Genomic DNA, 13,700 nt, shown 5'->3' on the forward strand with positions numbered 1-13,700 from the left:
GCAGACATGTGACGGGGCTCACAATATGAATAAGTTTTCACTGGTGCTGCTGGCATTTTTCTTGCCTGTAGCGACCAGCCATGGGGATACACCTGAGCGTCAGTTCCTCAAGCAAGTGTATGCCAACGGCGGCAAGACGCTTTACTGTCAGGAAGTTTTCCAACCCGATGACCGGGTCTCCATAGAACATATTTATGATGAACGTCGACTGGCCCAACACTTTGGCTGCCGGACCGGTCGGTTATGTCAGAGCAAGCCGCAGTTTGTCGATGTCTCACGGGACCGCCACAGCCTGTTTCCGGTAACCCGGAGAGCCGAACTTGACCGGCGTCGAACCCTGTTTGGCGACCTGCCGGCCACGACAGCCACTGACAGCCAATGCGGTTACAAGCAAGCCTTTCAGGTATTCGAACCACCACAATCCGCCAAGGGCGATGTGGCCAGGGCCATGCTGTATCTGTACGACAGGTATGACATTCCCCTGCTGGGCACGCTGGAGATGTACCAGCGCTGGCATCGGGATGACCCGGTGGACGATGAGGAGCGCCGCCGTAACAACGTGATTGAACAAGTGCAGGGCAACCGTAATCCTTTCATCGATGAACCGGATCGCGCGGAATCCCTGCGAAGCAGTTCACCCCTGAATATGCAGTTTCCTTAAGGGCAGCTACTCGCTACGAGTTTCTAGCTGCGACGCAAGGAAAGCATCCTGATAACGACCAGCATTTTTGCTCCGCGCTGCCCCAAAAACAAAAAAACCGCACCCTCTCGGGCGCGGTTTTTTTGTAGCTCGTAGCTCGTAGCTCGTAGCTCGTAGCTATTTAGAACAACTCGCCATCCAGACCCATCATGGTATCCGCCCCACTCTTGATCTGGGTGAACAGGGCGTGGGCCTTGGGCAGGATGCGCTGGAAGTAATACTGGCAGGTGATGCGCTTGGCCTTGGCGAAGTCATCATCACGACCATCTGTGGCCGCCAGCATCTGCGCCCACAGCCAGGCGTAGAGCACATAACCGAACAGATCCAGATACTCCACGGCGGCAGCGCTGATGGCATCCGGGTTGCTCCCGGCCTGGGTCAGCAGTTCATCGGTGGCGTCCTTGAGCAGGGTCAGGGCTGCCTGCAGCTCACCGCTGATGGCAGCCAGCTGGCCATTACCGCTGTTTTCTTCAACCCAGCCTTGGGCATCGGCCAGGAACGCTTCAACGGATTTACCGCCATTACGGGCCACTTTACGGCCCGCCAGGTCCAGCGCCTGAATACCGTTGGTGCCTTCATAGATCTGGGAAATACGGCAGTCACGTACGAACTGCTCCATGCCCCACTCACGGATATAGCCGTGACCACCGAACACCTGCTGGCCGGTGATAGTGGTGTCCAGACCGCGATCGGTGAAGAAAGCCTTGGCCACCGGTGTCAGCAGGGCCACCCGATCTTCCGCCTTTTTCTTGGCGTCCGCGTCTTCGCTGAACTTGGCGGTATCCAGTTGCATGCCTACATAGGCGGCCAGGGCACGGCCCCCTTCATTGATGGCGCGCATGTTCATCAGCATGCGGCGCACATCGCCGTGAACGATGATCGGGTCCGCCGGGCCATTGGGGTTCTTCGCACCGGTGGCGCTACGGCCCTGCAGACGCTCGCGGGCATAGTCCACGGCGCTCTGGTAGCTCACTTCACCCAGCCCCAGACCCTGCAGGCCAATGGACAGACGCTCGTAGTTCATCATGGTGAACATGCAGGCCAGCCCCTGATTGGGCTCGCCAATGATCCAGCCCTTGGCACTGTCGAAGTTCATCACACAGGTAGCGGAGCCCTTGATGCCCATCTTGTGCTCAATGGAGCCGCAGGTAGCGCCGTTGCGCTCGCCCGCGTTGTTGTCCGCGTCGGGCAGGAACTTGGGCACCAGGAACAGGGAGATGCCCTTGGAACCGGCCGGGGCATCCGGCAATTTCGCCAGCACCAGGTGGATATGGTTGCTGGTCATGTCGTGCTCACCACCGGTGATGAAGATCTTGGTGCCGGTGATGTTGAAGGAACCGTCGTCGTTGGGTTCAGCCTTGGTACGCAGGATACCCAGGTCCGTGCCGGAGTGGGGCTCGGTCAGGCACATGGTGCCGCTCCACTCACCGCTGTAGAGCTTGGGCAGATACTGCTCTTTCAGCTCCTGGCTGGCGTGGGCGTCGATGGCCAGGCAAGCGCCGCTGGTCAGTGCGGGATACAGGGCGAAGGAAGAACAGGCGCTGTGCATCATTTCCTCGAACAGCACCGCCAAGGACTTGGGCATGCCCTGGCCACCGAATTCCGGATTACCGGAAAACGCACTCCAGCCATTTTCGGCAAAGGTCTTGAATGCGTCCTTGAAACCGTCCGGGGTGGTCACTTCCCCGTCATTCCAGGTACAGCCCTGCTCGTCACCATTGCGATTCAATGGAAACAGCAGGCCTTCGGTCATCTTGCCCGCTTCTTCCAGAATGGCGTCGGACAGGTCGCGGGTTACCTCGGCGGTGGCGGGCATGGAGGCCCACAGCTGATCCGCTTTGAACACATCGTTGAGAACAAAACGCATGTCCTCGAGGGGCGCTTTATAGGTCGCCATTTGCACATCTCCCGAAAGTTGGCAGGGCGCAAATTTTAGGCAGCCAGGGCCTCAGGTAACAGGGTTATTTGTGACCCGCCGTTCATGGCCCCCACCATTAACGCAAGATTCACATATTCTGAGAGAGATTAAGGACATAAAGTGATTTTTCGGCGCAATTTGCCTTGTTTTCGCCGAAACTTGAGAAACCCTCTTCGCCTATTCAGACGGCTCCGGTCGGCGCCACATCCACAGCAGCACCACGCACAGAAACAGGGGCACACCGATTTTCACGTAATTCGGGGCCGAAGAGAGGCTGATCAAACCGATGCTGAGCAGCATCATGGTGGAGGCGGCACACTTGGCGCGGCGCGGAATGGCGCGCTGCTCACGCCACTGACGGATATGGCCGCCGTGGCGGGGATGGTGCGTCAGCCAGTGTTCAAGCTGCGGCCAGCCATGGCTACCGGCCCAGGCCGCCAGCAACAGGAAGACCACCGTGGGCATGCCCGGAACGATCACACCGATCATCCCCAGCAACACAAACAGCATCGCTAACGAACGCCAGCAAAGCACCCTGACTGTTTCCATGTCTCCCCTCCTGGAACAGGTAATGAACTCACTTCCTGCGAGAGAGTTATTACAGCATGCCCGATTTTCGGGGAATAAAAAAACCCGCCGGACGGCGGGTTTTGCGGGTCAATTGACGTGATAAGCCAGTGGGTCATCCAGAACCGTCTCGTTGTGTGCCGCCTCCGAGTCTGCAGAAGCCCCTGAAATCGCTTTCAGACGCTCCCCCAGCTGCTCCCGGCTCACTGGCTGGCCATTGAGGCTCAGGATGCCGCCATTGGCTTTGATGACACCGCGCCAGCGCTCGCCTTGCCGTTCCACCACCCCTTGCTCTGCCAGGGCTGTCAGCCTGTCGGCATAGGGCGGCGGCACCAGGGAGTCGTGCATATCCACGCGCACCATTATATCCAGCATCTGCTGGATCTGCGCCTCGCTCAACGCCATCAGCTCCTGCGTGGACAGGTTGTTGCCGTCCAGGCCCAGGTAGCGAGCCTTGCTGTCCAGGGTGAGCTGCCGCTCGCCCTGGTGATCCACCAGCATTTGCAGAGCCAGTTCACTGCCCCCCGGGCGCAGCAGTTGCTCGGCTGCCACCTGAGTCATCTCCGCCAGCAGAGCCTGGATACGCTCCATCTGCTGCTCCATGTCCTGCTCACCACTGCCAGACAGAGCGCCCATCATGGCCCGGGTCTGGATTTCATCCATTTCCCGGTTGAGCGCATGCACCCTGACCAGGGCCTGCTTGTTCAGGCCCGCGTATTCCATGCCCAGATAGGCACTATCCATGGGCAGCGGCACCATGGGCCCGGCGATCTGATCCAGCCACAACCGACTGTTGCCACTGAGGGTATCACCGTGGTCCTGGCTGGTTCCCTGCAGGGTCAGATCAAACGCCAGCATCGGCTGCTCTCCCTGGGACCAGCGCAACTGCTTGCCAGTAAGGTTGATATCAACCAGGGGCAATTCACCGCCCAGCATGGCAACCACATCCACCGAGCCGCTGAGCGAGTCCACCGCAAAGCCCATTTTCGGAGACGACACATCCAGCCCCTGCAGGGACAGGTAGGAATTGACCGGGTAGGCATCCGCACTCGGCCGCAACACGTCCAGTTGCAACTCCTCAAGCACCACCTTGCCCATGGGCGAATCCAGGTTCACCGGCGCCACCGCCACCGTCATGGTCAGGCTGCCGTCAAAGCCATAGCGGCTGTAACCACTCACCGGCGGCTTGCCCTGGAAGATCTCATTCACCATGGCTGCTATTTCCGCTGGCAGGCCACTCAGATCCAGCACTTCCTCGCTGGCAGCAATGCCCACAAACAGACCGTCATCGGTCCAGGCGAAGGGGCCGTGGTGGATGGTGCTCAGGGAGCAAATTTGGCCGGACAAGGGGCCGAGATTCTGATTTGATGCCAGCTCCCCCTGGATAATCAGGCAGGCTATCGCTTCGGAGCGGAGCAGGCCGCGATCATAGCGAAGCACATCAACAACGATATCACGCTGTCCCGGGATCACTTCCAGGCCGGCCAATTCTTCGCGAACCAGCGTCTCGGCGCGCATGCCCACATAAAACGTAGCCCCCAGCCACGCCACAACCAGCACCAGAATCAGTGCAACAACCTTCTTCATGGATATATCCCCCTTACCCCTGTTATGTTTTTTTGTGCCGACACTATAACGAAAAACGCCAACCAACGTCGCCAGATCCATACCGGCAAAAAAGGTGCCCGCTGGAAACCGTTCACAACTACGGTGTCGTTATCCCTGCGTTCGCAACGCCGTGAGTTTGCCCCCAAAAAAAAGCCCGCCGGAGATGGGCGGGCTTTTTTACTGGCGTTGGCGCCGGATCAGAACGCGAAGTGCTCTGCGTCCAGCTCCATCAGGCAGTCCAGGCCGCCTTCGATGGCGCCCTTGTGACCGGCCACACGCGGCAGGATGCGCTTGAAGTAGAACTTGGCGGTGCTGATCTTCGCCTTGTAGAAGTCCTCGTCACCGGCACCGGATTCCAGCGCAGCGTGCGCCACGGCCGCCATACGGGCCCACAGGTAAGCCAGGGTCACATAGCCAGAGTACATCAGGTAGTCCACGGAAGCGGCACCGACATAATCCGGGTTCTGCATGGCCTGCATACCGATGGCCTGGGTCAGCTCGCCCCATTCCTTGTTGTAGCCGGCCAGCGGCTCCAGCAGTTCCTTCAGGTCCGCATTGTCTGCATGGGTTTCGCAGAACTTGTGCACGATCTTGGTGAAGTTACGCAGGGCCTGACCCTGAGTCATCATCACCTTGCGGCCCAGCAGGTCCAGCGCCTGGATACCGGTGGTGCCTTCGTACAGGGTGGAGATACGGGCATCACGGACGTTCTGCTCCATGCCCCACTCACGGATAAAGCCGTGGCCACCGTAGATCTGTACACCGTGGTTGGCCGCTTCCAGACCCGCTTCGGTCACGAACGCCTTGGCGATGGGCGTCAGCAGCGCCATCAGATCGTCGGCTTCCTTGCGGGCCGCGTCGTCTTTCTCCAGCTTCACCTTGTCGCCCAGTTGGGCACACAGGTAAACCAGCGCACGGCCACCCTCGGCAAACGCCTTGGAGGTGAGCAGCATGCGACGCACATCCGGATGCACGATGATCGGATCCGCCGGACCCTCCGGGTTTTTCGGGCCGGACAGGCTGCGCATGGCCAGACGCTCTTTGGCGTAGGTCAGGCCACCCTGGAAACCCAGCTCGGCGTGGGCAACGCCCTGAATGGCGGTCCCCAGACGGGCGAAGTTCATGAAGGTGAACATGCAGTTCAGGCCCTTGTTTTCCGGGCCGATCAGGTAGCCTTTGGCGCCATCGAAGTTCATCACACAGGTAGCTGATGCCTTGATCCCCATCTTGTGTTCAATGGAACCGCAGGTCACCGCGTTGCGCTCGCCCACACTGCCGTTACCGTCGGTGAGGAACTTGGGCACGATAAACAGGGAAATGCCCTTGGTGCCTTTGGGCGCGTCAGGCAGGCGGGCCAGTACGATGTGGACGATGTTCTCGGCCATGTCGTGCTCACCAGCGGAGATGAAGATCTTGGTACCGGTGATGTTGAAGGAACCGTCCGCGTTAGGCTCAGCCTTGGACTTCAGGATACCCAGGTCGGAACCACAGTGGGGCTCGGTCAGGCACATGGTGCCGGTCCACTCACCGCTGGTCAGCTTGGGCAGGTACGCCTGCTTCTGCTCATCGGTGCCGTGCTCTTCAATGGTGGCAACCGCACCGTGGGACAGGCCCGGGTACATGCTCCAGGACCAGTTGGCGGTACCGGTCATTTCAGAGATGGCAATGCCGGCAGAACCGGGCAGGCCCTGGCCACCGAACTCCGGGTCGCCGCCCATGGCCGGCCAGCCGCCTTCCACGTACTTGGCGTAGGCTTCCTTGAAGCCTTTTGGCGTGGTGACCACACCGTTGTCAAAACCACAGCCTTCCTCATCACCGGAGCGGTTCAGGGGAGCCAGCTCGTTTTCGGAAAACTTGGCGCCTTCTTCCAGGAAGGCATTCAGCAGTTCGCTGTTGATCTCTTCCAGACCCAGACCCTGGTAGTGGCCGTCCATGTCCAGGACTTCATTCAGCACAAAGCGCATATCGCGCAGGGGAGCCTTGTAATCCGGCATCTCAAATCTCCCTAAATAATCGATGTCAGTCAGGCGGGCCGGGGGCTCGCCGGTAATGTGGACGGTAATCTTAGGTCAGCCCTCCGGGGCCGCTCCAGCCCTATTTGTGACCCGCGAGTCAAACAAGCGTTTGAAACTACCGTTTACCTATCTAGTTAACTGTTTTAACAGGTTTTTCGTAAAAACAGGCAGGAGTTACGGCGGTATCCTCTCCCCTGCCGTGGACATTGGGTATACTCGCCTGAGACGGCTGAATGACTGCTTAGGAACCCGCCAATGATTGATACCAACCTGCTCGACATCCTGGTTTGTCCGGTCAGCAAGGCACCGCTGATCTATGATGACAAGGCCAGCGAACTCAAGTGCAAGGCCAGCGGCCTGGCCTATCCGGTGCGTGATGGTATTCCTGTCATGCTGGAGGATCAGGCTCGTTCAATGAGTGACGAGGAAGTCAGCAACCTGTAATTGGCCATTGAACCTGCCATACGGAAATCTCGGCAACACAAAAGGATCGCCGCATGTACAAGTCCCCGGTGCTAGCCCTGGTACTGATCAGTGCCTCTCTCTGTGCCGCCACTCTCCATGCCGCAGACGACCCGCAAGCCTTCGAACCTGAAAAAGAGCAACCACAGGCATCAGACGGTGACGATGCTCCGGTACCTGATGAGCCATCGGCGACGATGAGCAAAGCCCAGCAGCAGAATGACTGCCTGCTGCGCAGTGCCCAGACTGCCAATGAGCAGGTCACCCTGAAAGAACTGCGCGGCTGGTGCCAGAACGGCGAGGCGCTCCCCGGGGAGCGCACTAACGAGGATGCCCTGCGCGCTCGCCTGGCGCTGGAAAATACTACCCGCGGCAACCCGTTTGTGATTACTCCGCACCGCCGCAATTACCTGTTGCCCTACAGCTACTGGTCCAACCGCCAGTGGAATGACCCAGATAAGGATGATCGGGACTTGCAGCCCAACGAGGTGAAGTTCCAGTTGTCGCTCAAGGCACCGATAAAGGAGAACATCGTCGATGATGTGACCCTGTGGATGGCGTTTACCGGCACCTTCTTCTGGCAGGCCTACAACAGTGAGATTTCCGCGCCGTTCCGGGAAACCAATTACGAACCGGAAATCTTCATTTCCAAACCGGTGGACTGGCAGATTGGTCCGCTGGATTCCGAGTTGCTGGTAGCTGGCTTCAACCACCAGTCCAATGGCCGGGATGTGCCGGTGTCACGGAGCTGGAACCGGGTATTCATGAATTACATTTTCAAGACCGGTGACTACTACTGGTCCGTGAAACCCTGGTACCGGATTCCCGAAGAAGAGAAAGACGACCCGCTAGATACCTCCGGTGACGATAACCCGGATATCGAAAAGTTCATGGGCAATTTCGAGCTGGAAGTCGCCTACCCGTTCCGTAACCATGTACTGGAACTGATGGTGCGTAACAACCTGCGCTCCGACAACAAGGGCGCCGGACGGATTAACTACTCTTTCCCGCTCAGCAAGCGCTTCAAGGGACTGGTACAGGTATTCAGTGGCTATGGCGATTCGCTGATCAACTACGACGATTACGAAAACCGTTTCAGCTTCGGGATTTTGCTGACCGATTCGCTATAAAGCAGTTAATAGTTAACAGTGAATAGCGACGCGAATCAGGCTTGCTATTTTTGAAACGCATGAGGCCGCGCCCAGACTTTGGGCGCGGCCTCATGCGTTTCAGCTGATGCTACATTTTCCCGCGAACTATTAACTATTCACTATTAGATCTTGCCCACCAAATTAATAAACGCCCCCTGATGATCGTAATCCAGATCCGTCAGGTCATCCGAGAAGTCACTGAAGTTATAGCCGATCCCGAACTTCACATTGTCATTGAGATGGCGATAGATCGCAGCCAAAGCGCCACTGCGCTGATCTTGCGCATCCGGCAGATCCAGCAAACGGGCCTCTACGGTGGCATCCCAGTGACGAATCACATGCCAATCCGCCCGCAAGATGTAAAGACTGGCCCGGCTGTCAAAGAATTCCGGATCAACCCGGTCCTGGCTGATCTGGCCGAGACGGTAGGCGTACTTGCCACCCACACTCCAACGACGTGTCAGATCGTAAATGGCGTCCACGGAGAGAATGTGACTTTTCTGGATAAACTCCGCCGCCGTATTGTTCAATGTCACCTGTCCCGCCGAGGGCATATTGTAGAAATAGGTATACTTGGCCAGCACATTGAGCCGGTCGTGATACACCGGGCGGTAGCCGTAACCCATGACCGCTTCGATAAAGCTGCCATCGTACAATTCACCCAGTGAACTCTGACTATCAGAATAGTTGAGCTTGCCGATTAAACGCCAGTCCGGGGTGAACTGGTATTTCATGCTGTTCTTGGTCAACCAGGTCTTGCGCTCCGAAGTGCTCAGATTCAGCGCTTCGGCCTTGTCGATACGATATTCCAGCACGCTGGCAAATTTTACTTCATTGAATGCATAACCCACTTTCAAGGCCGCAGCGCGACGCTCCAGTTCTGCCCCGGTTTCGCGATCACTGAGAGTGCCGAAATCCAGGCTACCGCCATAATTCCAGCGGTCGTTGGGAGCAATATCAATGCCGGTGGCATGGGTCAGGCCGGTGGGCACATCGCCATGGGTATAGCGCTCTTCCAGGTAGACACTGGTGGTATCCGAGTAACGGGTCTTGAACCCGGAGCTCATGTTGCCACGCCGGGCACGAACGCCGTTGTCGCTGCGCTCATTTTCCAGCGCATAATTCAGATAAACGTTACTGCGATCAGACACTAGGTATTCCGTTCCTAGCCGGGCTCCGACTCCCATATCACCGGAGGACAGCTCGCCATCACTGCGCAGGCGATCGGTAAAGCGCCAGGAACCACCGGCACCTATTCGATCATTGTCTTCCTGATTACCACTACTCTGCGCGGTACTCTGGGCAAAGCCGTAAGCGGACCATCTGCTGCCGGAATCATAATCACCGCGCACCACCACATCAGTCCGCTCTCCCTCAACCTGGGTGAGCGGAACGAGGGCGGAATTATCCTCACGGTTTTCCTGTCGGACCCCAGTGCTGACTTTCCATTTATCATTGAGGCGATGCCCCACATTCAACTCCGCCGCTTCGATTGTCAGGCCCTGAACCTGCTCGCTGCTATCCACCTTGGCAGTCACGTCCGTGGAGCGGGTCACCGGCACGGACAAGGTCCCGCCGATCTGCTCGGTTTCCTTGGCGGTTATCACACCGGGGGCAGAATAGCCGGCCTCGACTTTCTGTTGGTAAGCGGTCGCGGTGCCGTCAACCGATTCTGACCAGACATCACGAAAGGCGACACTGGCATCAAAACGGGTGGCATCAGCCTCGATGTCATCTTCCTGCCCTGGTGCGGCACCATTGCTGGCCCCGGCAAAGTTGAAGCCCCCGTCGCTCGACAAAAAGGTGGAATTGTCCGAGCCTTCGCTGCCAGCCAGTTCAGCCTTGAACCAGGTCTTCGCGCTTTTGCGCAGAGTCAGATCCACCGCCTGCAGGTCACTATTGCCTTCTTCCTGGCTATTGCTGCCGGTCAGCCCGAGTTTCACGTGATCACCGGCCCAGTAATGCAGTCGCCCGCCCTGGGAAAGATTGCTGATTTCCTCGAAGCTGGTGGCGTACTCGTAGCGTGCCACCAGGTACACCTCGTTGCCGCCGCTGGCATCCGTTGACACCAGCAGTTCATCGGCAGAACTGGCCGACAACGGTTCGGACAGCAGGATGCGCCCCTGCAGGTAATCGATGTCATAATCCAGGGCCGGCACCAGATTCTTCACCGCCAGCACCATGCCGGACACCTTGTCACGCACCTCGATGCGAACCCGGTCAGATCCTTCCAGCACATCCAGATGGCGCAGATAGTAAAGCGAGCCACCGGTGCCCCGGAATTCATCACGCCCGGGAATGGTTCCCGGATCCGCCACAAAGCCATCAAACAGGAATCGCTTCTCACCGAAACTGGTTACCGCATCCGACTGGAAATGCAGGTTGCCGCCATAGAGACTTCGGTCGATGTGTGACAGTGAGTTATCGGTATAACTGGTGCGGAAGTTGCCCCACAAACCGTAGTTATCCTGCTTTTTCAGTTTCAGGTAGAACTTGCCCAGCGTCGGCGCCCCATCCTCCACTGTGCTGTCATCCCCATAGGTAGGAAAATGATAGTCCGGGTCGATACGGCGGAACATGGCATCAGGAGACTTGTCCATAAAGCCGGTGAACAGATCTTCCACCGGCCCTTCCAGGGTGTCGGCACTGGACGTGAGTTCCCAGTCTTCACCGAATTTTCCGTGGGTGTAATATGCCAGACGCCCATCCACACTCAGATCATCGTCATAATGGCCATCCTGGGTGACCAGTTTCGCCGGACCATTGGTATCCGACAGCGATGCTGTCACATCGGCAATCCCCACATAAAACCAGTCGCTTTTCTCCAGTTCCAAATCGCGCAGGAAAAGTTCGCCGTTGCCTTCCTGATCGATAACGGCCACTTCCATGGTGTGCAGGCCCGCCGGCAGAATTTCCTCCACCACAAACTCACCGGGGGTCTGCTCGCTGCGGGACACCGGCACGGCGCGACCGGCCACAAAGACCTGACGGTCCTCGGGTATATGCTTGCCATACACCTTGATGGTGCCGCCTTTCAGTGGAATATCGGAGCGCACCAGACGGTTTTCGCCATAGCCCACCAGCAGCTCCTGATCGGGCGCCAGGTAAGCGTCATCCTTGTCTGCCAGATCAGACTCAGGCAGATCATCCACCACCCACAGCGTCTGCGCTGCGGTTTCATCGTAACGGCCGTCCTTGTCGTACACTCGCAGTACGTACTGCAGATCGCGCCCTGGGGCCTGGTAGCTTTCGAATTCGGCTAACCATTCGGCATAACCATTCTGGTCCACCGGTACCACCGCCAGCGGCGTATCACGCAGCGATGCGCTTTTCTCGAAAAGACGCACTTCCGCCTTGTCGATAAAGGCCGGGTAGTTGCTGTAGATGCGGAACTGCACCAGGTTTTCCTGAAGCTCCGTATCCGGTACATCCTGGTAGCGAATACTGTTGGGCCAGGCAGTGACGTTCAGGCGTGGCTTTATGTCCAGATTGTCGAACTTGAACTGGATATCCGCTTTTTCCAATGCCACATCGGTACAGCGTTGTACATCAGGCGTACTCTTACCCGGGTCATCCAGCGGCTTGCCGTCCACGGTAATACGCATCAGGTTCAGGTCGTAGGGGTTGGCCACGTCCACTTCACGAGTCAGGCGCTGGATATCCACACCATCCAGATCATCCAGCATGGCCAGTTCGTCATAGACCACCTGGACTTCCACCCGGGAAATATCCGATTCCACAAAGCCGGTATTGACCACGTCATCGCTTTGCACGTAGCCACGGCCTTCATACTCTGTCTGTTCTTCGGTAAGGCCGAGCTCCTGACTTATCGCCTCCATGACACGGCGGGCACGGGCAGTTGACAGCCCGATGTCATCGCCATAGACCATCGCGGTGCGGCGGTCTAGCCGTTCGTTATCGGTATAGCCGATGAAGCGCAGACGAACATTGCTCTTGTCGGTGATGTCTTCCAGGATTCGACCCAGACGGGCTATATAACCTTCAGCGATCTTCGGCTGCCCATCTTCGTAAGGTACCGGCTTGATCCGACCGGTGGGTGGATCGTAAACCCGCGCCACGGTTTCGGCCCCGGAATCTTCCGGGCACATCTGTGGCTCATCCGGCAGTGACTGCAGCATGTCGTCGTACCAGAATTCCACTTCAATACGACGATTGAGGGCGCGTCCGGATTCAGATTCATTGGATGCAATGGGGTTCGTGTTACCACGACCGGCACTGTCAAGCATGGAAGAAGGCAGCTTCAGGGAATCCTGCAATGCCAGCAGCGCACGGCGAGCATGCGCTTTGGAAAGACCCAGATGGTCGCCATAGATTCGGGCATCACGACCGACCAGCGGCGAATCGTCTGTGTAGCCGATCAGCTTGATTACAACGTTCTGCTTGTCTTCCAGGTTATCCAGCGCCTGCAGCACATGATTTCGGAATGAGGGAGGAATATCCGGTGACTCGCCACTGAAGTGCAAAGGCGGCACCAGGTTTCTTACCTTGGTGCGTTTGCTATGGCCATCCTTGTAGGTGAGCTTGCACACGGTCTCCACCCGGCAAACCTTGATCCGGTTGAGCTTCTCGGAAACGACCACTTCTTTCTCCACCGTTTCCTGCTCCACCTCGTCGTACCAGACCTGCACTTCCACGCGACGGTTTTTGGCTTTGCCAGCAGCAGTGGCATTGCTGGCTATCGGCTCCGCCTCCCCTTTCCCTTCATAGGAAATGGATTCTGCCGGCAGATCCAATGCGGCCTGAAAGAATTCTGCTGCGGTACCGGCCCGCTCACGGGACAATCCCACATTGTCGCCCAGGCGCGCCTTCAAGGCGCCGAACAGGGGGACATTGTCGGAATGGCCAACAAAATGCAGACGAACATTACGCTTGTCCCGCATCCCATCCAGCACATCGCGCAGCATCGCCACGTAGGAATCAGGAATATCCGCCACGCCGGAATCATAACGGATCGGCGGCACCACATTGGGCAACTTCACCGTTTTCAACACCTGTTTCTCAACCTGTTGTGTCTCGATGCGATCGCCCAGGTTCTCCTTGTAGATGCTGTCATCCTGCATCCACAGCATTGGCTGCTCGTAGAGAGGCCATTGCTTTTCTGTCGGGCTGCCCAATGACGCGTTTTCACGCACCTGTGGTTTGCCGCTTTCCCTGTCTTCTTCGGGTTGCGCCTGCTCCGCCATTACCGCTGCCGGGAACATCAACGCCACAATCAGAAGCATTGCTGGATTCATTGCCAAAAACGCTCGCCGTTCCTG

The 13,700-nt window shown here is 57.7% G+C and carries 8 protein-coding genes; 3 read left to right on the forward strand and 5 right to left on the reverse strand.

Annotated features, from left to right (window positions below; genetic code table 11):
• Nucleotides 1-25: 25 nt before the first annotated feature.
• Complete coding sequence (locus KZ772_RS08295; RefSeq protein ID WP_290539324.1) at nucleotides 26-661, forward strand: endonuclease; 636 nt, start codon at nucleotides 26-28, stop codon at nucleotides 659-661.
• A 160-nt stretch (nucleotides 662-821) separates the two neighbouring features.
• Here KZ772_RS08295 and KZ772_RS08300 read toward each other — a convergent pair whose 3' ends face one another.
• The 4 genes from KZ772_RS08300 to KZ772_RS08315 all read right to left on the reverse strand — a co-directional run bounded on the left by KZ772_RS08300 (nucleotide 822) and on the right by KZ772_RS08315 (nucleotide 6,787).
• Nucleotides 822-2,597 carry an acyl-CoA dehydrogenase C-terminal domain-containing protein gene (locus KZ772_RS08300; RefSeq protein WP_290539325.1) on the reverse strand — a complete coding sequence of 592 codons (1,776 nt, stop codon included), beginning with the start codon at nucleotides 2,595-2,597 and terminating at the stop codon, nucleotides 822-824.
• A gap of 198 nt (nucleotides 2,598-2,795) precedes the next feature.
• Nucleotides 2,796-3,167 carry a YbaN family protein gene (locus tag KZ772_RS08305; protein WP_290539326.1) on the reverse strand — a complete coding sequence of 124 codons (372 nt, stop codon included), beginning with the start codon at nucleotides 3,165-3,167 and terminating at the stop codon, nucleotides 2,796-2,798.
• A 108-nt stretch (nucleotides 3,168-3,275) separates the two neighbouring features.
• On the reverse strand, nucleotides 3,276-4,772 hold the full coding sequence (locus tag KZ772_RS08310) for a DUF945 family protein (protein WP_290539327.1): 1,497 nt from the start codon (nucleotides 4,770-4,772) through the stop codon (nucleotides 3,276-3,278).
• Nucleotides 4,773-4,990: 218 nt separating this feature from the next.
• Nucleotides 4,991-6,787: an acyl-CoA dehydrogenase C-terminal domain-containing protein gene (locus tag KZ772_RS08315; protein WP_290539328.1), complete on the reverse strand. Its 1,797-nt coding sequence runs from the start codon at nucleotides 6,785-6,787 to the stop codon at nucleotides 4,991-4,993.
• Nucleotides 6,788-7,063: 276 nt separating this feature from the next.
• Here KZ772_RS08315 and KZ772_RS08320 point away from each other — a divergent pair, with 276 nt between their 5' ends.
• Together KZ772_RS08320 and KZ772_RS08325 are read left to right on the forward strand one after the other, a co-directional pair.
• Nucleotides 7,064-7,252, forward strand: coding sequence for a Trm112 family protein (locus KZ772_RS08320; RefSeq protein ID WP_290539329.1), 189 nt, complete (start codon nucleotides 7,064-7,066; stop codon nucleotides 7,250-7,252).
• Between the two features lie 53 nt (nucleotides 7,253-7,305).
• Nucleotides 7,306-8,400: a phospholipase A gene (locus tag KZ772_RS08325; protein ID WP_290539330.1), complete on the forward strand. Its 1,095-nt coding sequence runs from the start codon at nucleotides 7,306-7,308 to the stop codon at nucleotides 8,398-8,400.
• Nucleotides 8,401-8,543: 143 nt separating this feature from the next.
• Here the strand turns inward: KZ772_RS08325 and KZ772_RS08330 are convergent, their stop codons facing one another.
• Nucleotides 8,544-13,664: an OmpA family protein gene (locus KZ772_RS08330; RefSeq protein WP_290539331.1), complete on the reverse strand. Its 5,121-nt coding sequence runs from the start codon at nucleotides 13,662-13,664 to the stop codon at nucleotides 8,544-8,546.
• Between the last annotated feature and the right edge of the window lie 36 nt (nucleotides 13,665-13,700).

Source organism: Alcanivorax sp. (genome assembly GCF_019431375.1).
GTDB classification, from domain to species: Bacteria; Pseudomonadota; Gammaproteobacteria; order Pseudomonadales; family Alcanivoracaceae; genus Alcanivorax; species Alcanivorax jadensis_A.